We start from the raw sequence: 20,892 nt of genomic DNA on the forward strand, positions 1-20,892 counted from the left end.
AGTGGCTCATTCTAATCAGTGCTCTACTCAATGAGACGTCCTTTAAATCACGCTAACAAAACAGAAAACCGTACAGCATAGGGAGCTTCGCTATGGCAGATCAAGCCGCGCTATTTCACCAAATTTTTCTTGTTACAGGCCCTGTTTTCGGTTTGGTTTTGCTCGGTGTTTTTTTGAAACGTATCCGCTTAATAGATGAAGCGTTTGTTATGACGGCTTCCAATTTAACCTTTAGAGCAACAATGCCGACGTTGCTGTTTTTGAGTATTTTGCAGTCTGATTTGAAAACGGCCTTTCAGCCTAAACTCGTCTTCTTCTTTGTCGCTGCTACCTTCCTTCATTTTGGGTTTGTTTGGTTATGGTCTTTACGCAGCGTACCCAAAGAGGATAGAGGGGTTTATATACAGGGCGCATTTCGCGGTAACTGCGGCATTATGAGCTTGGCGCTTGCCGCTAACCAGTATGGTGATTATGGCTTGTCTGTTGGCGGAGTTTTATCTGGTATTATCGTTATTGTATTTAATATTTTATCTGCTTTTATTTTATCGATTTATAGCCCAACATTTGATGCTAACTTTAAATCGATCATGCGTGAGATTGTTCGTAATCCTCTGATTATTTCCGTGGTCGCTGCTTTGGTTGGCTCTAGTATTGGCCTTACATTACCCGAGTGGGTGGTAAGGTCCGGCAATTATTTTGCTGCTATGTCGCTTCCTACCGCACTGATTTGTATTGGTGGCACTTTGTCATTGGCGGCTTTTAAGTCGTCGGGACGGGTAACGCTGAGCTCCAGTTTATTCAAAGTCTTTTGGATGCCTTTGTTTTTTGTGCCGTTAGCATGGTTGCTTGGCTTTGAAGGCCGAGAGTTAGGTATTCTGTTTTTATTCTTAGCTACGCCCACAGCGGCGGCTAGTTATGTCATGGTTCGAGCTGCCGGTAGCAGTGCAAGTTTGGCGGCGAACATCATAGCCCTTACTACAGTTATTTCTGTTGTGAGCTTTATGGCTGGATTATATTTATTAAATTATTTGCAGCTTATCTAACTCGAAGGGCTACTAAGGAAAAATAAAAACTATGAGTAGAGGCGAAAACAGCGAAATGGCATGGGGTAATGTTACCTTAGCAGATGTTGCTCGCACGGCGGGTGTGTCACCCATTACTGTGTCTCGTGTATTGAATGATCCCGATAAAGTGAAAGCTAAAACTCAGGAGAAAGTAAAAGCAGCCATACGCGAAATTGGTTATGTGCCGAATATGCTAGCCGGTGGCTTAGTGTCGTCTAAGAGCAAGTTAGTGATTGTGTTAGTGCCGAGTATTGCTCATCGAGTGTTTGTAAATACGATTCAGAATTTAACCGAGCAAATGAGCTCGGCTGGTTACCAAGTGTTGCTAAGCCAAACCTTCTTTGAAAATCAAAGCGAGCTTGAGCAAATAGAGACAATATTGTCACGCCGCCCCGACGCAATCGTATTAACTACGCCTCTCTTTTCGGTTGATGCGCGAGCGCTGCTGCGAGCGCGAAACACGCCTGTAGTGGAAGTGTGGGATTATTACGATGACCCTATAGATGCTGTGGTTGGTTTTTCGCATACCGAGCTTGGAGTCGCTATGGCTCAAGCGATGATCGATAAAGGGCATCGTCGTGTGGGTTTAATTTGGGTCGATGATCAGCGGGGTAGTCTTCGTTTGGCGGCTTGCGAGCAGCATTTGCTTGAGAGGGGTGTTGAAGTGACAAGTGTGCAGCGTATCAACCCCCCGGTGTCGGTTGGTGAAGGCCGCAAGGCAATGCAGCACTTAATTGATGAGGATAATATACCGACGGGCGTTATTTGTAGTAATGATTTAATAACACTGGGAGCCGTATCAGCACTGAAGGCTTCGGGGATAGCAGTACCTAGCCGTGTGGCTTTAATTGGCTTTGGTGATATAGATTTTGCCGCCCATGTTTCGCCCAGTTTATCGACTTTTCAAGTACAAAGTACTGATATTGGGAAAATTGCAGCACAGATGTTATTAGCCCGTTTGGAGAAAGGTGCACAACGAGGCACCTTAAAGCAGAACTTAGGTTTCCAATTTGAAGATCGTGAAACAAGCTAGTTAGTATCTGTCAGGGTGTCCATGTCGGCTTGTAATTTGCGAAAGCGCTCTCGGCTATTGGCTAAGTGGACTCGCATAGCGGCTCTGGCCGCTTCTGCATCGGCGCGAGCAATAGCGGCAAATATATCTTCGTGCTCGTGATTAACTCGATCGGTTTCGATCCGCGTTTTAGGTATGAGATTGGTTCCCAAGTGGTTCAATATATCGGTGTAGTGTTTGTTTCCAGTGGCTTGAGCAATTAGATAATGAAATTGGAAGTCTGCGCTCGTCGAGTCTGTTTTTAATTTTTCACACTCTCGTAACTTTGTGAGAGTAGCCTCTAGCTCTTTGATCTGGTTGTAGTTTCTACGTTGAGCCGCTAATCCCGCTGCTTCTACTTCTACTCCAATTCGTAACTCCATCAATGCAATAACGTCTTGCAAGGTGTCGATACTAGTAAGGCCAATGAGCGTTTGGCTTTCATTTGGCTTACAGAGAACAAAGGTGCCTATTCCATGGCGGGTCTCGACAAGCCCAGCCGCTTGCAAACGTGATAAGGCTTCCCTGACTACCGTTCGGCTAACACCGGTTTCTTCCATGATAGCTGATTCAGTAGGCAGCTTGTCCCCCGGCGATAATTTCCCGTCACGAATACGTTGAGTAAACTGGGATACAACGGCCTCAGCAAGGCTTTTCCCTCGCTTAGCGGGTCGTGGAGTTAGTGTAGAAGTGGGGGTGGTTGTTGCTTTTGACACGGTATTTGGACTCATGTGAAGTTTGCCGCATCATACCATCTCATACGATGACTTTCATGACGCGGCACACGACTAGGTGAAATCGTAAAGTTGGTGAGGGTTTGTGACGAAAATCTTTTCTATAACTTCATTGTTAGGTATCCAGCTGCAAACGGTATCTAGTAATTGCGCGTCGTTTGGAGCGTCTTCAATAGTTTGGCTGACATGAGGCCAATTACTAGCCCATAAAATACGTTCTGGGGCGTGCTTGATTAAGGCTTTAGAGAGAGCCGCGACATCTGTATATTCTTCACCGCCAGTGTAGGAAGACTCGTAAACAGCACCAATTTTCACATAGCAGTTTCCTTTGTCGATAAGTTTGAGCAGTGCCTTGAATGAGGAGGAGTTGGGTGTTGTAGGGCCTAAAAATTTGCCGCCATGGTCAATGATAAAGGTATCGTTTATTTGGTTTAGTAGCGGCGTGTGCTCAATCATATCGCGTCCATCAAACTGAACAATGCAGTGCCAACCCAGCGCGCGAATTTTAGCGTTAACTTCGGTGAGGTGCTTCAAGCCTACAGCTCCGCCGGGCAGCTCCATTATGCGTGCACCTCTAGCCCCGCGTTTATGCATGGATAATAACTCTTCTTCGCTAGTTTCTGGTGTTACAACAACAATACCGCGAGCGTTGTTGCCTAACTGATCTAACGCTTCTAGCATGCATCGGTTATCGGTTTGATAAGCATTGGGTTGTACGATGACTACTTTCTCCAAACCTAACCAGCGTTGCAAACTTAGGTAATCATCTAGGTTTGCAAAATCTAATGGTGGTTTAGGGCCGTTAGGGTGCCCCAAATGCTGTGGAGCATATACGTGCATATGTGTATCGACACTCCCCGCAGGGAGTTGAGTGAGTGGAGGTATTCCTGTGATGATGCGTTTCATAAAAGCCTCTGGGTTTAGACAACAAGGGTAATATAGTGATGTCGATAGTGCTCTGAGTAGTTAACTCGGTATCTTTGTAAAGCTAGCGAGCGCCTCGCGGTCTATGTCAACTCCAAGGCCAGGACCTTGCGGGATCTCGACTATGCCATCTTTATGGTCAATTGATGTAGTTAAAATACTTGAGCGAAAGGGGTTGGGTGTTTGATCAAACTCTAACAGAGCAGCGCTTGAGCCACACGAAGGCGGAGCGGGTGGCAGAATGGCATGTAACTGTAACGCAGCGGCTAAAGCAATACCTGTACCCCAAACATGCGGGACGCAGCGGACGTCGTAAATGTCGCATAACGTCAGTATTTTTCGGACTTCGCTTAAGCCTCCTGCACCGCAAATATCAGGTTGTATTATGTCAACACAGCCTTGTTGCAAAGCTGTAGCTATCCCCCAGCGTGTGTGCCATGTTTCCCCACCTGCAATAGGGATAGGCTGTGAGGTTCGTAACGCGCTATAGCTATTAAGTGCTTCAGGTACAACAGGTTCCTCAAACCAATCAATGTTAAACTGGGATGCTTCTCGCCCTAACTTCGCGGCGGCTAATGCGTCGTAACCGTGGTTTGCATCAATCATAAGAGAGATGTCAGGGCCAATAATATCGCGCACGGCAGCTATGTCGCGTAAATCATCTTCTAGTCCAAAACCGATTTTTATCTTTATTGCTTTAAAGCCCGCCTCAATAAAGCCATGAACTTCTTCACCTAGGCTTGTTGAACGTTCTTTGCCTAAAACCCTAAAACCTCCTGTTGCATAGGCCGTTACGTGCGAACGGAACGCCCCACCCATGAGCTGACTAATCGGTTGTTGGTAAAAATGTCCTGCGATATCCCAGAGTGCAATGTCTAACCCACTGATGGCATTGATGATAGCGCCGCGTTGCCCTTGATCCCTGAATTGGTTGTACAGCATTAGCCAGTGCCGCTCTATATCTAGCGGGTTTTTTCCCACTAATGAGGGTGCCATCGCTTTAACAATGGCCTGATTTATGTCGGCATGGCCTAAGCACTCACCCCAGCCAATTAGTCCATTGTCGCATCGAATCTCAACAATTAAGTGTTGCCGAGTCGTAAAGCTCATGGTAGCGGATTCAAATGGCTGATCCAGTGGCTGAGAAAGGAGATGAGTATGGATACTGGCTATCTGCATAAGTGACCTGTGCGGGTTGATATGATTGTTATGGTATGACATATAGTTTTTTTGTTTTAAAGATAGTATGACTGTGGTTGTCTAGTCAATAGTTAACTGATTGACCGAGTGTGGTGATTGGTAACGAGTAAAGCTTTAGGTCGTCAGGAAAAGAAGTTTTTTAATAAAAATAAAATTTTAAGTCTATAAATTACTGATAATTAAGCAGTTTGTTTTCATGCCATACTTTTTTAAAGCTGACAAAAAACCATTGGGTGGGCAGTGGTAAGGATAAGGGTAATTAAAAAAATGATGAATGACATAGTACAACTTGTTGTTTTTTGGTTTTGTGTCATGTTACAAATATAGAGGTGTACTCGGGCAGCCCTTGCACTCATAAAAATAAAACGAGCTAATTAGGAGAATAATAATGATAAGAAAGACCTCATCCGCCTTGTTCATGACCACTATGTTGGTGGGAGCACTCAGTAGCGTTGGTGCGCAAGCAGACTGGAAAGGCTGGAACATCCATACAGAAGATTACCCTGTTTCGCATGCAATGGAGTTTTTTATTACGGAAGCTGAAAAGCGTACTGAGGGACGCATCAGCGGGCGTGTTTATAACAATGCGGTGCTAGGCAGCCAAGAAGATGCCATCTCGCAAATGCAAATAGGGGGAATTGATTTTGCGGGGTTTAATCTAGGGCCACTAGGGGCGTCAGTTCCTGAGGTAAATGTAGTTTCGTTACCGTTTATTTTTAAAGACGTTGAGCATATGCACCGTGTTATGGATGGACCCGTTGGGCAATCGTTAAGCGATGCAATGGCTAAAACAGGCGTTATTTCCTTAGCGTGGTACGACTCGGGAGCACGCTCATTTTATAACACGTCTAAAGCAATACATTCGCCAGCGGATATTCAGGGGATGAAGTTCCGTGTTATGAATAATGATCTATATGTAGGCATGGTGGAGGCTTTGGGTGGAAATGCAACGCCTATGGCTTATTCGGAAGTCTATCAATCGCTGAAAACAGGGGTGGTTGATGGTGCCGAGAATAACTGGCCATCTTATGAGTCGAGTAACCATTACGAGGTATCACCGTATTATTCAGCCACGCAGCACCTTATTTTGCCTGAGTGCCTGTGTGTGAGTACTACCGCGTGGAAAAAATTATCAGTTGAGGATCAAGAGACGTTAAAAAAAGTCGCACGTGAAAGCGCAACGCTTCAACGTGATCTTTGGGCCAAACGTGACCTAAAGAGCAAACAAGCAGTGCTTGATGCGGGAGTGAACTATAACGAAATAGACGATAAATCCGCTTTTCAATCGGCGATGAAACCGGTTTATGAGATGGCGATTAAAAAGAATCCTGCACTGGCACCTATCGTTAAAGAAATCCAAGCGACTCCATAAAAGTGGTCTTGTTAAGGGGCGTAGTGTTTACCGATAGCTAACGCTTCTTAAAATTTTAGCGGGCCTTGCCAGTTAGCGAGGCCGCCTAGTTTCGTTTGTCTTGAGAAAACTATGATCAATAAAATACCTGAATCAACGCCGCTTAAGCGGGTGTTGGATACGATAGCATGGCTATGTTTAGCCGTATCTGGTGTATGCATGGTGATACTGGTGTCTTCGTTTGGTTGGCTGGTTTACGGGCGATATGTGCTGAACGATACCCCTACGTGGGTAGAGCAGGTTGCTCTGTTGATGGTGGTTACTATCACTTTTTTAGGGGCAGCAGTGGGGGTGCACCAAAGGACACATTTAAATGTCGATTTGTTTTCAGTGTTATTACCGCCGAGAGGAAAAATTGCGCTGTCAGTTTTAATTGACCTATTGATGGGATTTTTTGGCGGCTTAATGACTTGGCAGGCTTATGGTTTAGTCATGTTTGCATGGACTAAATCGATCCCATTACTCGGTATACCAGACGGATTGCGTTATATCCCCATGATGCTTTCTGGTGCACTTATTTTGATTTTCTCGTTGTGTCGCATTCCTGCGGCCTTTCACGGTCAGCATCAATTTGCCTCTGTCGTTAAGGAGCCTTCTTAATGGGTCTTGCTATTTTATTAGGGCTGTTTGCTCTTTTTACCTTGTCAGGGGTGCCTGTTGCCTTTGCCCTAGGCATTTCGGCAATCGCTTCCTTTATGTATGAAGGCCTGCCTTTGATGATCGGCTTTCAGCGTTACGTCTCGGGGATGTCTGCTTTTTCGTTATTAGCGATCCCGTTCTTTATTTTTGCTGGCGAGCTTATGCTTCACGGTGGCATTGCTGCACGTTTAGTGAGCTTAGCTTCGGCAGCTGTAGGCTGGATGCGTGGTGGGTTAGGCCAAGTGAACGTGTTCTCAAGTATGTTGTTTGGCGGGATCTCGGGCTCGGCCGTAGCGGATGTGTCTGCGTTGGGGTCGTTGTTGATTCCGGTTATGAAAAAGAAAGGATACAGTGCTGACTATGCAGTCAATGTCACGGTTACCTCGTCGATCGCCGGGATAATGATTCCCCCTAGCCATAATATGATTTTATATGTGGTAGCTGCCGGCGGTGGCATTTCTGTTGCCAATCTTTTTATCGCTGGGGTCGTTCCTGGTTTATTGATGTGCGTTTTACTCGCGGTTGCCGCGCGTTATGTGGCTGTCAAAAATGCTTATCCCACGGAAGAGTTCCCAGGTTGGAAAGTTATTTTGCTTTCTTTTCTCGGCGCGGTTCCGGGGTTAATAACGGCGGTTATTGTTGTTGGCGGTGCTCTTTCGGGTATTTTCACGGTAACCGAGTCGGGGGCAATCGGCGCCATTTATGCGGTTCTTATTACCGGCTTAGTGTATCGCAGTTTGAGCTTGTCAGCGTTTTGGGTAGCAGTTATTCGTTCGGTTAAAACGACAGCAATGGTCATGATTCTTGTCGGGTGCGCGTCAGCATTTGGTTATATGTTAGCGATGTATGAAGTACCTAAAGTGCTTGCCTCTTCACTAACCTCTATTTCAGATAATCCAATAGTTATCTTGCTGATGATGAATGTCATGTTATTGGTGTTGGGCATGATTATGGATATGGCTGCATTGATTTTGATTTGTACCCCTATCTTTTTGCCGGTGGCGGTAAGCCTAGGTATGGATCCTATTCATTTTGGCGTGATGTTAATGATGAACTTAGGCTTGGGATTATGTACGCCACCTGTGGGTGGTTGTTTATTTGTGGGGTGTGCGATTGGGGAAGTGCCAATACAAAAAGCGCTCAGAACTATTTGGCCCTTTTATTTGGCAATATTAGGTGCACTAATGTTAGTTACGTTTGTTCCGTCTGTGTCTATGTTATTGCCGCAGTGGATTGGTCTTTAAATGCTAGGTTGAAAAATAAGAGGAATTGACATGAAAAAAGTATTGTTAACCGGCGCAGGTGGCAACCTAGGTAAGGCGTTGCGTAAAACATTGGAGGGTTGGGCGGAGAGTATTCGTTTGACTGATATAGTGCCGATTACTGATGTTGCCGCGCATGAAGAGTTTATTCAATGCGATTTAGGTGACTACGACGCCGTTTATTCGCTGTTAACAGGGTGTGATGCGGTAATCCATTTGGGCGGGGTTTCCACTGAAAATACGTTTGAAAACATTCTAAATGGCAATATTCGGGGGGCTTACAATTTATATGAAGCTAACCGCAAGCAAAATAAAGTACGCATTTTATTCGCAAGTTCAAATCATGTGGTTGGTTTTCATGAACGCGAAACCCTTCTCGATGCTGATTGCACAATGCGACCGGACAGTATGTACGGTGTATCGAAAGGTTTTGGTGAGTTGTTGGCGCGTTATTATTACGATAAGTACGGTATTGAGTCGGCGTTGGTACGTATAGGGTCATGTTTTGAGAAACCCCTTAATAAGCGCATGTTAGCTACTTGGATGAGCGAAGCGGATTTTACACGTATGATTCATAAGATTTTTGCGGCGGACCGCTTAGGGTGTCCCGTGATTTATGGGGTATCAGATAATCCAGCTGTTTGGTGGGATAATCGTAAAGCCTCTTACATTGGTTGGAGTCCAGAGGATAGCTCTGTAGTTTTTGAGCAAGAAGATTATATCGTTAACGAGAAAGTAGACCCTAATGATCCTGCCGTGCGATATCAGGGTGGCGGATTTGCTGCCGCAGGGCATTTTGAAGATGAATAAACAGAGTGTTTAACGGAGCAATCGTTGAAGCCGTCTCTTGGCTCTAGCCCCGCTAATTTAGCGGGGCTTTTTTGTGAGCCTACACGCAAAGAGTAATTACGCTTTAGTTGCTTTATCCGCTGCGGTATCCGTTACCGTTTTTGTTTCTGGAGCCTTGGCCGTGCTAGATGCCGCTTTTTTGGCCGCGCTAGGTTGTGCGGGTTTGGTTGCTGTTGCTTTAGCAGGCGTCGCACGTTTGGCCGTTGTCTTCCGAGCAGTAGTTTCTGTTTTCGATGTAGTCGCTTTGGCTGACGTCGCTCTTTTAGCGCGAGTGGTCGTCTTAGGAGCTGCCGGCTTGCTGGATTCTGGTTTTTCCGAAGGGGTATCAGCAGTGACGCTCGCTGTTTTGGCTGGGGTAGGCTGCGCTTTTTCCTCTACTTTTGCCGGTGCTGCATCAGCATGCTTTTTAATAAAGTCTTTGATTACCGGAGATACTTCTTGGCGAAAGCGGCGGCCGTTAAAAATGCCATAGTGTCCAACATTAGGCTGTTCATAATGCATTTTTAAGCTGTCAGGTATGCTGCTCAGCACATCATGCGCGGCTTTGGTTTGGCCGTTGCCAGTGATATCGTCGTTTTCACCTTCAATGGTAAGGAGTGCGACATTTTTAACGGCTTTGGTGTCGATTTGTTGGTCTTCAAACATCATTGTGCCGGTTGCCAAGCGGTGTTCAAGGAACACTTTTCGAATGGTATCTAAGTAAAAATCAGCCGGTAAATCCATGACGGCAAGGTATTCATTGTAAAAAGTACGATGTGCTTCGGCGCTATCTCCATCACCTTTGATAAGATCCCCAAAGAACTTAAAGTGCTTGTTGATGTGGTTATCCATATTCATGCTCATGAAACCTGAAAGTTGGATAAACCCGGGGTATACGCGTTGACCCGCACCCGGGAATTCACCAGGGACGGTACAGATGACTTTGGTTTCGAACCATTCTAAATCTTTGCCGGAGGCGTAATCATTGACACCTGTCGGGTTTAAACGAGTGTCAATGGGGCCACCCATTAGCGTGAGCGTCTTAGGTAGGTTGGGGTTATTGCGCTCTGACATGATGGTAACAGCGACAACAGCCGGTACACTTGGCTGGCAAACGGCAATAACATTTGTTTCAGGGCCTAGGAACTCCATAAACTCGATAAGATAACGTACATAGTCATCAAAGCTGAAGCTGCCTTCGCGTGTGGGTACGTCGCGCGCATTTTGCCAATCAGTGATATAAACCTCGTGATCTGGCAAAAAGTTTTCTACGGTTCCGCGTAGCAATGTGGCGTAGTGGCCTGAAAGTGGCGCTACTAGCAAGACTTTGGGGTGGTTGTATGAACCGGCGCGGCGAAAGTGCAGCAGGTCGCAAAACGGTAAAGAGTAGGCTACTTCCTCACGTACACGGACTTCTTCACCGTTAATTTCGGTGTTGTGCAAGCCAAATTCAGGCTTTTCATAATTGTCAGTGCAACGTTCAATCAACTCTAGGCTAGCTAATGCTGTGTTAGTAAATGTATTAAATCGAAACGGCAGCATCCATGGCTGTTTCAGTTGCTTACTGCAAGCTTGTGCCCATAAATGGATAGGTTGTACCGATTGATTAATTGTATGGTGTAGGTGATACAACATTGTAAAACCCTCGCGTGCCTCTGATTAAGTGGGGTGCAATGTATTTATATTGCACTGCAACATTTCTTCCAGTGTATAAGGTTGTCTCAACATTTGGAAGCAGTGAGTTGTTCAATTTTAGTCCACTCGTTGACTTTTATGAGGTCGACTTACTTTAGAATGAGTTCGCAGGTAAATGGCATTGGTTTGTCAGGTAAGTAGTTGCAGCACGTAATTTTGCATGTAAACCTAATTTAGTAGTCAACTTTTTAGGAGATAAAATGTGCAGGCATATCGTGTAACAACCGCTGACGGTATTGATGCTATCGAGCAAGTAGTCGTGGATATTCTCCTACTCCAGCTTCAGATGAAATTCTCGTAAAGATGAAGGCATGTTCACTCAACTATAGGGACATGTTAATTACCATGGGTGCTTATGTTAGAAATGACGTTCGCCCTATTGTTCCCCTATCAGACGGAGCAGGTGAGGTGGTCAGTGTCGGTAGTGAAGTGGCTATTTTTAATTTATTAAGGATTCAAGGCATCTATGTTGGTAGTACAGCTATGCTCGAACAACTGGTTAAAACGATGGAAGCACATCAGATTCATTCTGAAATCGATAAGTCTTTTCCTTTTTCTAAAGCGATAGATGCTTATCACTGGATGGCTAAGGCTAAACATTTCGGTAAAATCGTCATAGAAAGTGAAGGGTAAGGACCTATTTTATAACAGGAGAACAAAGGTGCTGCTGTTCTCCTGTTATTTGCTGATAATAATCAGCTGTGTTGCAAGTTACTGTAAATCAAATTGCTTAGCGTATTGGCTTGTATAGCGATGGTTTGACTAAGCAAGCATCACAAAAATAGCGCCGATAACAATTAATGCTAACCCTATTTTATCTTTTGGTTTTAGCTTTTCGCGAAACCAAATAACAGAAATCATTAGGGTAAATAACACTTCTATTTGCCCTAATGTTTTTACCATAGCGGCTGTTTGTAAGCTCATGGCGGTAAACCACCCCAATGATCCTAAACAGCTAAATAGGCTAATGGTCAGAGTAAGCTTTGGTCTTTTCCAAAGAGCGACAAGTGTTTGCTTATCCCTCACTAAGAGCCAACTAATGAGAATTATTGTTTGTGTGGTTATAACCGCCACGAGTACCCAAGCGGCGCTGTAGGGGAAGGGTAGCTCTAAAAGTAAGCTGGCTTCGCGCACCCATAAAACGGTTAAAGCGAAACATAATCCACTGCCTAGCCCTGTGACGACTGTTGATAGGGAAATATCCCTAAATGATCCGGGATTGCTCATTAACCAAATGGCTAAGCCTCCAATAAATACACCCATCCAGGCCAAGGCACTGAGCGGAGCACCAAAGAATAGGGCGCCCAAAATAGCGGCCATTACGGCTTCACTTTTTGCTAATCCCACGCCTATCGCATAGTTACGCAAGCGAAACAGCATAACCATTAAGCTAGTGGCAAATATTTGCGCGACGGAAGCTAATACGACATACACCCAAAATAGACCGCTTAAATGCGGCATGGCGACAGGTTGCCACGTATACAATGCAAGTACATATAAAGCGGCCAATGGGCCTGCATAAATAAAGCGAGCCAGTGTTACACCGGTAGTGTTCACATCTTGACTGAGTTGTTTTTGAAAAGCGTTGCGCCAAGACTGCATAAAAGCAGCGAAAATCGTAAAGGGTATCCAAAGCCACATGGCTGCTATTCCTGATTAATGATCAAAAAGAGAGCGTCGGCCGGCATGGCGACGAGGCGAAGTATTTTTGCCGTTACCCTCTTGCGTAACTGACTCGTTAGGCACTTTTTTGGACGTTGCAGCCTTGGTTCGGTTAGTTTTTAAATGGTTGGCTTTTCCAGACTTATTTTTGCGCCGTTTAGGGGGCGGATTATGCGCTGACTTTTTGGCATCAATCAGCTTGCCGTTCTCAATTGTGGGGACGGCTTGTAAAGGGATTTGCTTGCTTATGAGCTGGCAGATATCAGCGAGGTAGTTTTTCTCATCAGGTGCGACCAAAGAAATAGCTGTGCCTTCTTTTCCCGCTCGTCCTGTGCGGCCAATTCTGTGTACGTAAGCTTCAGGCAGGTTGGGCAGATCATAGTTAATCACTTGTGGTAAGGATTCAATATCTAAGCCTCGGGCCGCTACATCGGTTGCTACCATGACACGCACTTCGCCATTTACAAATGCACTGAGTGCGGCATTTCGCTCACGCTGGAGTTTGTCGCCATGCATGGCGACAGCCGAAATACCTTCGGCATTTAAATAGTCGCATACCATGTCAGCTCGCCGTTTTGTGCGAGTGAAAACAAGTGTTTGTGACCATTGGCAACCGTCAATTAAAAAACTCAAGATGTCGGATTTATCACTGTTATCGACTTTATACGCTTTTTGCTGCACCAATTTAGCGGTAGTGTTGCGAGTAGATGTACTGACTTTAACCGGTGATTTTAATAACGTATCGGCTAGCGACTCTATAGCAGGGTTGAAGGTCGCCGAAAATAAGAGTGTCTGGCGTTGTGCAGGGATAAAAGACATGATTTTTTTAATATCGTGGATAAAGCCCAGATCCAGCATGCGGTCAGCTTCGTCTAGTACGAGTATCTCTACCTGTGCTAAAGAAATCTTTTTCTGGCTGACCATTTCCAATAAGCGGCCGGGTGTTGCAACTAATATGTCGGCTCCGCGTTTCATTTTACGGATTTGGTTATCAAACCGAGCTCCCCCGTACAGCGATATAACTCGCATACCTAGGTGTTTACCATAGGCGAGTGTGTGGTCACCAACCTGGACCGCTAGCTCGCGTGTGGGGGTAAGTACCAGACCGCGAATATGATGATAATCTGGGGCGGCTGGGGTTTTGCTAAGCCTTTCTATCATCGGAAGCGCGAACCCGGCTGTTTTGCCAGTGCCGGTTTGAGCTTCTGCTAACAAATCTTTGCCTTCTAAAATTAGCGGGATAGCCTTTTCTTGGATAGGCGTAGGCTTGTCGTAGCCTAATGATTGCAGTGTAAATTGCAGTTCAGGGCATAAATGTAGGTCAGAAAACGCAGTCATAGCAGATCATCATAGCTTGTTGAAAGTGAAACGGTGCCGGGAAGTTAAGGTCGTAAATGAGATCGGGGCCTGAGGGGCAAAAATATGCATTAAGGCGCCTTTCGTAAGTACGCTATAGTAACGCAGACTAGTGACTCATGGATAGCGGCGTTTAGGTTGACAGCAGGGCTGTGTAGCCGTTATAACTGTTATAAGCTTTGGTGATTTAGTTATAACATGCCTTTCAGATGCATGATCCTTTTTGCTCTGGTTGAGGCCGTGTAGTCAAGCTAAGTCTCATACACTACAAATTTTAGGAAGTCAGAATGACATTTTATGTCTCACATACGATTATTCGAAATAACGCAGCGGTTAAGCCGTTTATGCGTATTTCGTGTTTTCGCGTGTTCTGATTTTTATTTGGCCGCGAAACTCTTCGCGGTCCAAGGTGCTCTACTCCCTACCTAAGTCCTGCGAAGATCTTCTCGGCATTACTCTCATAATGTCTAAAGGAGATAGAAAATGACATTTTTAGGATTAATTAAAGCGGGCTTCGATGCACTCCAACAGCGTGCGGCTGCAGCATATACTTATCAATCAATGGAACATCTTGATGATCGCTTACTCAGAGATGTGGGGCTTGTTCGACAGGGTAACCGGGTTGTATCGATTAATGCTGATTTCTTAAACGGTGCGCAAAAAACGAGCCCTTCCATAGTAATGGATAGTCAGGAACTAAAGACCACCTCGGTAATCTGTTCGCGTTTAGGCACTAATGATGTAGCCGTTCTACTTACACCGGACAAATCTACTCCACCTATGGGAGCCGGCGGTTAGTTCGCAGCCTTACTAAAAAGATAGCTGGTGTAGAGATCACTACATCCATTTTTTAGTAAGGCGATTTTTTCTCGTAGGTATGTGATTTTAGAAAAAAGCACGATTAAATATGGTTTGATAAGCAACGCAGAATTTAATCAGTTGCTTAGGCTGCAAAAGCGATAGACAATCCCTGCATCAGTTAACGGATAGGGATGTACCTATGGATATTGTTTTGCAACCATGGCATTGGCTTGTGTTGGGCATGGTATTAATGGCCGCTGAGATATTTATACCCAGCTTTACCATTTTTTGGTTTGGGCTAGGTGGCTTTGTAGTCTCCTTCTTGCTTTGGCTCTCACCTGATTTAGCAATTAATTGGCAACTCTTCATTTGGGCCGTGTCTTCGGCTATCTTCACTGCGCTTTGGTTTATTATTTTATCGCCGCGTTTCAAAGACCATACAAAAGCCGGGATGGCAAAAGAGGCTATTTCAGGCGAAACAGGGCAGGTCATCAAGCGACCCACAGAACAAAGCCGCGGTGTAGCACGCTTTACTACCCCTTTGCTGGGTGATGATGAGTGGGAATTTATATGTTCAGAGCCAGTTGAACTGGGCGATCGTATAATTGTTAGTGAATTATCTGGTAATACATTACTAGTGGAAAAACGCTAAAATTAGTGAATATTTTAATGTCTATAAAAGGGAGTTTCGTGTGGAAAGTTTAATAGTTGCCGGTATATTTTTGTTGGTAGTTATAGTCACTATTTTTTCGAGTGTAAAAATAGTGCCTCAAGGTAGTAAGTTTGTAATACAACGTTTAGGTAAGTTTTCTAGAACATTAGGCCCCGGCCTTAAAATAATTATTCCGTATATTGATCAAGTGGCTTATACCGTCACGACTAAAGATATTGTGATGGATATTCCGTCGCAAGAAGTTATCACCAAAGATAATGCGGTTATTATTGCGAATGCCGTTGCTTACATTAATATTGTTTCCCCTGAAAAAGCGGTATATGGCGTCGAAGATTATATTTTAGCGATACAAAATCTAGTGCAAACGTCGTTACGTTCAATCGTCGGCGAAATGGGACTGGATGATGCGTTATCATCACGAGACCAAATAAAAGCTAAGCTTAAGTCTGCTATCTCGGATGATATTTCAGATTGGGGTATCACGCTAAAAACAGTTGAAATTCAAGATATTACGCCGTCAGGAACGATGCAGGCAGCCATGGAAGAACAGGCGGCGGCAGAGCGTCAAAGACGGGCTCGCGTAACACGTGCTGATGGTGAAAAGTCTGCCGCTATTCTCGAAGCAGAAGGCCGTCTTGAGGCGTCCAAACGTGATGCGGAAGCGCAAATTGTCTTAGCTGAGGCAAGCCAAGTATCGATTGGTAAAGTTACAGGCGCTATTCAAGGTAACGAGTTACCTGTGATGTATATATTAGGTGAAAAATATGTTGATGCATTACAAGCTATGTCGCAGTCAGATAATGCGAAAACGGTGATTTTACCAGCCGATTTACCAGCTGCGCTTAAAGGAATGCTAGGTCGTTAAGGCTGATTCACGAATTGTTCATCTGGAAATACGACAATGGTCGAAAATAACTAAGAGGAAACTACTGTGAGCTTTATAAAGGAATTTAAGGAATTTGCAGTTAAAGGCAACGTCATGGATATGGCGGTGGGTATTATCATTGGGGCAGCCTTTGGTAAAATCGTATCATCATTTGTGGGTGATATTGTTATGCCGCCAATCGGTATGTTAATGGGTGGGGTCGACTTTTCTGACCTGGCCTATATTTTGAAGCCTGCTGAAGGTGAAATAGCGGCTGTTTCGATTAACTACGGTAAATTTATCCAAACAGTACTGGATTTCTTGATTGTAGCGATGGCTGTTTTCATGGCGATTAAGTCAATCAACTCTATGAAGCGCAAGGAAGAAGAAGCGCCGCAAGAGCCAGAAGCAGATCCTGAGCCTACTAAAGAAGAAGTTCTATTAAGCGAAATACGCGATATTCTTCGTACTAAGTAAAAACGAAGTAGGGCTAAAGTTAATACTTTTGCCCTGCAGCTGAAAAAGGTGTGCAAAAGCGCGCCTTTTTTGTATCCTCTGTTCATGATTGATTCTCCCTGTGTGCGCCGTTGTTGCCTCGACGATAAAGATATTTGTATCGGTTGCTTACGCTCGCTAAGCGAGATACGCAGCTGGCCTCAAGCTGATGAGCCCGCCAAAAAACGCATTTTAGCCAACGTAGAGCGGCGTAAAGCGAATACTTTTTTGAAGCTAATTCCTTAATGTTGTAGTTTCTTGATTCTAATTGATGCTGCTCATCACATTCTTTCTGTTTTTTTTGTTAAAATCGATACTTAAGTTCTATAGTTATATTCATACTAAATGCGCGGTTAATTGTATGCTTGTACGCCTGCATAGTTATGCCGTTATTTTAATGTGGCAGGGTGATAGATATCGGTAGGGTGTCGCCTTGCTAAACAATCGAAGAGTTGGTGGTCGTCAGGCACGGAACGTCTGTACTGCTACTAATAGCTGTATTCGGAGTCTTTAACACCAAATAATAAGTGAGCTCAGGGAATATGAGTTTTACTAAGCAATTTATTCACTTTTTAGTTAAGCTCCCAGCGCTGACAGGAGGTGTTATCTTCCTCTTGTTGCTGGTTTTAGCTTACTTTTTCATTAAAAGTGAATCTGATCAAATTATTGCAGAGCAGAAAATATCTTCGCTTGGGCAAGTCGGTGTGTTTCGTGCTCAAATCGAGCGGGATATCAACTCAGTTTTAGCTGTACTTAAAGCGCTAAAAGCTGAAGTTGCCGTTGATATGGATTTATCTGAAGAACATTTCCCGACTGTTGCGCGTGAACTTTTATTAGAAAATAAATTGCTCACACATCTCAATATCGCTCCAGACCTAACCATTAAGTACATTTTTCCGTCGGAAGGAAAAGAGCATTTAATTGGCACTAGCTACAATGTTTATTCGCGACAAATGCCACTTATTCAAGAGGCTATAAAGCATCGTAACTTAGCGGTTTCGTCCCCTCAAGTATTGAGCGATGATTCAACAGCGATTGTTGCGCGTTATCCTATATTCATTGAAACCGATGAAGAGCCTTTTTTTTGGGGGATCGTGTCAGCATTAATTGATCAAAATGATTTATTTGCTGCGCTTCTAAATGAAAGTGATCTAGGGGGCTATCGAGTAGCCGTCGGGGAGCTAGGTGACGAAGGGGGTATGAAAACTGTGTTCGTTGGTGATTCTTCCGTCTTGGAACAAGAACCTGTTATCGATGTAATTCAGTTACCTATCAAACGTTGGTTTTTAGCCGCTACTCCAGTTGAAGGGTGGTCCGTTCCTAGTTCTAGATTATGGATGATGTGGGGGCTGTCTGTCGTTGTTTCTGGCTTCATTGCTTGTGGTGTTTTTTTGTTAGGTCGGGTTTATAACGACAAAACACGTGCGGTCAATACAGCGAATTACCGTGCTAATTACGACGTGCTAACGGGCTTGCCAAACCGGTATCATTTTAGTCAACGCCTTAATTCATTAATCCGTGAAGTAAAGCGTGAAGAGCAAGGCTTCGCCGTTTTCTTTATAGATATTGATTACTTTAAACAAATAAATGATAGCGCAGGCCATGCCATAGGAGATCAGCTACTGATCGAGTTCTCTGATCGGCTTAAACAATCGGCGCGTGATAGCGATATTGTAGCTCGTTTGGCTGGTGACGAGTTTGTGGTTGTATTAAGGAATATCGAAGACGTAATTCAAGCGGATTTACTGGCCGAGAAAATGCAGAAAAAGATAACTCAGCCCTTTAATATGAATAACCGCCAATACAGCATTTCCGCCAGTATGGGGATTGCCATGTATCCTCTGGATGGAGATGACGTATCAAGCTTATTACTACACTCTGATCAGGCGATGTATGCTGCCAAGCGTGCAGGTCGCAACGGATATTTCTTTTTCAATGAGGGCATGCAAGATGAAGCCGAGCATTTTCTGGATGTGCACAATAACATTTTAAAAGGTATTCAAGAGAACCAATTCGTTCTGCATTACCAGCCCATCATGAGCTTAAATAGTGGTCGTATTGTTAAATGTGAGGCGTTGATCCGCTGGAAGCATCCTGACAAAGGGCTGATGCAACCCGATGAGTTTATACCAATCGCAGAGCGCACCGGTGCCATTCGAGAGCTCGGTAACTGGGTCCTTAAACAAGCGTGTAAAGATCACCGTAAGTTTATGGAAAATGATATTGATATTCAGATTGCTATCAACCGTTCGGTGAATGAGTTTTATTCGACTCGCGCTTACGAGAAGTGGAAAGCGATCATTCGAGAAAACGGTATCGATTGCCGTAAACTAGTATTCGAAATTACCGAATCTTTATTTATGGATAAGCATGTCAATCGAATCAATGTTGTGTCCGCGCTTCGGAAAATGGGGATTGAATTTGCTGTAGACGATTTTGGAACAGGCTACTCGGCTATTAATTACTTACGCAGCTACCCCGTTAACTACTTAAAAATTGATAAAAGCTTCATTCAGGATTTACTGCATGATGAGCAAGATCGAACGCTGGTCGAGGTCATTGTTAAAATGGGGACGGCGCTCAATATAGGGGTGATAGCAGAGGGGGTCGAAAACGATGGGCAAGTTGATGTGCTTCGTTCTTTTGGGTGTGAATACATTCAAGGTTATTGGCTAGCTCCTGCATTACCAATAGAGCAAGCTATTGCCTTCTGCCAAGACGCTCAGGATAGCCTGCTAAGCAGCGTGAGAGGAACCGATAAGCCCAATGATGATTGATTGCGTTTGGCGTTGAGTGATTGTCGATGGTTCAGAGCTCCACAGCTCCACAGCTTATGTCGGCTAAGCGTGTGGAGTGATCCCTGTAATCGTAATTTTCTATCGCTTTTTGAAAGGGGAAAAACCATCATCAATCGGTGCCGACGGAGATGAAGGCCGCTTCCCGGCTCTCTTCTTAGGCGCCGCTTTTGTCTTACTTAGTTTTTTCTCCGCTGTCTTTTTCTTTTTTGGCCCTGCGGCTTTGCCAGAGGCTTTCAGCTTTTTCGGCCCCAAATAACTACCTTCAAGGCCTTTAATGGTACGTTTCTCGAAGTGAGTCTTGAGATAACGCTCAATGCTTGACATGAGGTTCCATTCATTAGGGCTGATGAGTGAAATCGCCAAGCCTTGGCGCCCTGCGCGACCCGTTCTTCCTACACGGTGAGTGTGTTCGTCACCTTTGCGTGCCATTTCATAGTTGATAACTAGGTCGATACCGTCCACATCCAGACCGCGCGCGGCTACATCGGTGGCAACCAAGATGTCAATTTTCCCAATTTTTAGCAGGTTCATTGCATGCTTGCGCTGTTCCTGGGTGAGATCCCCATGAATAACACCCGCTTTTAACTTGTTGTAGCGTAAGTAGCCCGATAGACGATCGGCTTGTACTTTTGTGTTGACAAAGACAATCGCTTTCTCATAAGTCTCATGTGTAAGTAGCCAGACTAATTGCTTATCTTTCAAACTGTTATCAATAGCCGGGATTATTTGCTGTGCAATGTTAATGTGCGCAGCTCGGCGGCTGGTGAGCATTAAGTTTTCGGGATCTTTTAGTGAGGATGAAACAACAGAGGACATGCTTTTATGGCCCAGTGTTGCAGAGAACAGCAGCGATTGCCGCTCTTCAGGGCAGGCTGAAATAATGCGATTCATGTCTTCTTCGAATCCCATCTCAAGCATACGGTCTGCTTCATCTAAGATGAGAACCTCGATGTCTTCAAGGGAAATACTCTGCCTATCTAAATGCTCAACTAACCGGCCTGGCGTTGCTATTAATATTTCAGGATTTTTACGTAAACGAGCTGCTTGGGGCTTGAACGGCTCTCCGCCGCAAACCGTATCTGCATTGATAAAAGTGAATTTGGCAAATTTAGCGATCTCTTCCTGAATTTGTATCGCCAGCTCCCGGGTAGGGGCAAGTATGAGCGCGCGAGCACCTAAATTGGGTTGTTTATTAGTCTGCAAGCGTTGCAACAAAGGTAACCCGAACGCTAAGGTTTTACCGCTGCCTGTTTCTGCCGTTACTAGTAAATCTTTACCCGCTAGCGCCAGAGGAATAGTTTCTCGCTGTACGTCTGTTGGCTTAGTAAAAGAGAGTGAATCCAGCGCTTTTAATAAACGCTCGTCGAGGTTGAATTCAGTGAACACAGGCAGTTAATCTCAATAGTCAATAAAGAGAACATGCTACCAGATTTG

General features: G+C 44.7%; 20 protein-coding genes. 13 read left to right on the plus strand and 7 right to left on the minus strand.

The annotated features are described in order from the left end of the window. Positions 1-92 precede the first annotated feature (92 nt). Both BS617_RS14845 and BS617_RS14850 read left to right on the plus strand, forming a co-directional pair. A complete protein-coding gene (locus BS617_RS14845) occupies positions 93-1,043 on the plus strand; it encodes an AEC family transporter (protein WP_075173763.1) in 951 nt (316 codons plus the stop codon). Between the two features lie 31 nt (positions 1,044-1,074). Next, a complete protein-coding gene (locus BS617_RS14850) occupies positions 1,075-2,097 on the plus strand; it encodes a LacI family DNA-binding transcriptional regulator (protein WP_075173764.1) in 1,023 nt (340 codons plus the stop codon). Here the strand turns inward: BS617_RS14850 and BS617_RS14855 are convergent. The 3 genes from BS617_RS14855 to BS617_RS14865 are packed head-to-tail and all read right to left on the minus strand — an operon-like array spanning position 2,094 to position 4,952. After that, entirely contained in the window at positions 2,094-2,846 is a 753-nt protein-coding gene (locus tag BS617_RS14855) for a FadR/GntR family transcriptional regulator (protein WP_075173765.1), read from the minus strand. The genes BS617_RS14850 and BS617_RS14855 overlap by 4 nt on opposite strands. A 57-nt stretch (positions 2,847-2,903) precedes the next feature. Next, positions 2,904-3,755, minus strand: coding sequence for an amidohydrolase family protein (locus BS617_RS14860; RefSeq protein ID WP_075173766.1), 852 nt, complete (start codon positions 3,753-3,755; stop codon positions 2,904-2,906). A 60-nt stretch (positions 3,756-3,815) separates the two neighbouring features. Further along, entirely contained in the window at positions 3,816-4,952 is a 1,137-nt protein-coding gene (locus BS617_RS14865; protein ID WP_075173767.1) for a mandelate racemase/muconate lactonizing enzyme family protein, read from the minus strand. 409 nt (positions 4,953-5,361) lie between these two features. Between BS617_RS14865 and BS617_RS14870 the strand changes: the two genes are divergently transcribed. From BS617_RS14870 to BS617_RS14885, 4 genes are all read left to right on the plus strand, one after another. Further along, positions 5,362-6,345: a TRAP transporter substrate-binding protein gene (locus tag BS617_RS14870; protein ID WP_075173768.1), complete on the plus strand. Its 984-nt coding sequence runs from the start codon at positions 5,362-5,364 to the stop codon at positions 6,343-6,345. Between the two features lie 111 nt (positions 6,346-6,456). Continuing rightward, entirely contained in the window at positions 6,457-6,984 is a 528-nt protein-coding gene (locus tag BS617_RS14875; RefSeq protein WP_075173769.1) for a TRAP transporter small permease, read from the plus strand. Then, on the plus strand, positions 6,984-8,267 hold the full coding sequence (locus BS617_RS14880) for a TRAP transporter large permease (protein ID WP_075173770.1): 1,284 nt from the start codon (positions 6,984-6,986) through the stop codon (positions 8,265-8,267). Before BS617_RS14875 ends, BS617_RS14880 begins: the two co-directional genes overlap by 1 nt. Positions 8,268-8,297: 30 nt before the next feature. Continuing rightward, positions 8,298-9,095 carry an NAD-dependent epimerase/dehydratase family protein gene (locus BS617_RS14885; RefSeq protein ID WP_075173771.1) on the plus strand — a complete coding sequence of 266 codons (798 nt, stop codon included), beginning with the start codon at positions 8,298-8,300 and terminating at the stop codon, positions 9,093-9,095. 96 nt (positions 9,096-9,191) lie between these two features. On the opposite strand, the gene BS617_RS14890 is transcribed toward BS617_RS14885, so the two are convergent. Continuing rightward, positions 9,192-10,748 carry a polyhydroxyalkanoate depolymerase gene (locus BS617_RS14890; protein ID WP_075173772.1) on the minus strand — a complete coding sequence of 519 codons (1,557 nt, stop codon included), beginning with the start codon at positions 10,746-10,748 and terminating at the stop codon, positions 9,192-9,194. A 393-nt stretch (positions 10,749-11,141) separates the two neighbouring features. Here BS617_RS14890 and BS617_RS14895 point away from each other — a divergent pair, with 393 nt between their 5' ends. Next, a complete protein-coding gene (locus BS617_RS14895; RefSeq protein WP_075173773.1) occupies positions 11,142-11,441 on the plus strand; it encodes a zinc-binding dehydrogenase in 300 nt (99 codons plus the stop codon). A 129-nt stretch (positions 11,442-11,570) separates the two neighbouring features. Here BS617_RS14895 and BS617_RS14900 read toward each other — a convergent pair whose 3' ends face one another. Together BS617_RS14900 and BS617_RS14905 are read right to left on the minus strand one after the other, a co-directional pair. Next, on the minus strand, positions 11,571-12,449 hold the full coding sequence (locus BS617_RS14900) for a DMT family transporter (RefSeq protein ID WP_075173774.1): 879 nt from the start codon (positions 12,447-12,449) through the stop codon (positions 11,571-11,573). 15 nt (positions 12,450-12,464) lie between these two features. After that, positions 12,465-13,808 carry a DEAD/DEAH box helicase gene (locus tag BS617_RS14905; protein ID WP_075173775.1) on the minus strand — a complete coding sequence of 448 codons (1,344 nt, stop codon included), beginning with the start codon at positions 13,806-13,808 and terminating at the stop codon, positions 12,465-12,467. 501 nt (positions 13,809-14,309) lie between these two features. Between BS617_RS14905 and BS617_RS14910 the strand changes: the two genes are divergently transcribed. From BS617_RS14910 to BS617_RS14935, 6 genes are all read left to right on the plus strand, one after another. Further along, entirely contained in the window at positions 14,310-14,624 is a 315-nt protein-coding gene (locus BS617_RS14910; RefSeq protein ID WP_075173776.1) for a DUF1127 domain-containing protein, read from the plus strand. Positions 14,625-14,826: 202 nt separating this feature from the next. Then, entirely contained in the window at positions 14,827-15,279 is a 453-nt protein-coding gene (locus BS617_RS14915) for an NfeD family protein (protein WP_075173777.1), read from the plus strand. A 40-nt stretch (positions 15,280-15,319) separates the two neighbouring features. After that, on the plus strand, positions 15,320-16,165 hold the full coding sequence (locus tag BS617_RS14920) for an SPFH domain-containing protein (protein ID WP_075173778.1): 846 nt from the start codon (positions 15,320-15,322) through the stop codon (positions 16,163-16,165). A gap of 66 nt (positions 16,166-16,231) precedes the next feature. Beyond that, complete coding sequence (gene mscL / locus BS617_RS14925; protein WP_075173779.1) at positions 16,232-16,642, plus strand: large-conductance mechanosensitive channel protein MscL; 411 nt, start codon at positions 16,232-16,234, stop codon at positions 16,640-16,642. 84 nt (positions 16,643-16,726) lie between these two features. Beyond that, positions 16,727-16,906, plus strand: coding sequence for a DUF1289 domain-containing protein (locus BS617_RS14930; protein WP_075173780.1), 180 nt, complete (start codon positions 16,727-16,729; stop codon positions 16,904-16,906). 296 nt (positions 16,907-17,202) lie between these two features. Beyond that, positions 17,203-19,437, plus strand: a complete 2,235-nt coding sequence (locus BS617_RS14935) for a putative bifunctional diguanylate cyclase/phosphodiesterase (RefSeq protein ID WP_075173781.1) — start codon at positions 17,203-17,205, stop codon at positions 19,435-19,437. A gap of 99 nt (positions 19,438-19,536) precedes the next feature. Here BS617_RS14935 and BS617_RS14940 read toward each other — a convergent pair whose 3' ends face one another. Further along, positions 19,537-20,844: a DEAD/DEAH box helicase gene (locus tag BS617_RS14940; protein WP_075173782.1), complete on the minus strand. Its 1,308-nt coding sequence runs from the start codon at positions 20,842-20,844 to the stop codon at positions 19,537-19,539. Positions 20,845-20,892: the final 48 nt, after the last annotated feature.

It is taken from the genome of Neptunomonas phycophila (genome assembly GCF_001922575.1).
GTDB lineage: Bacteria > Pseudomonadota > Gammaproteobacteria > Pseudomonadales > Balneatricaceae > Neptunomonas > Neptunomonas phycophila.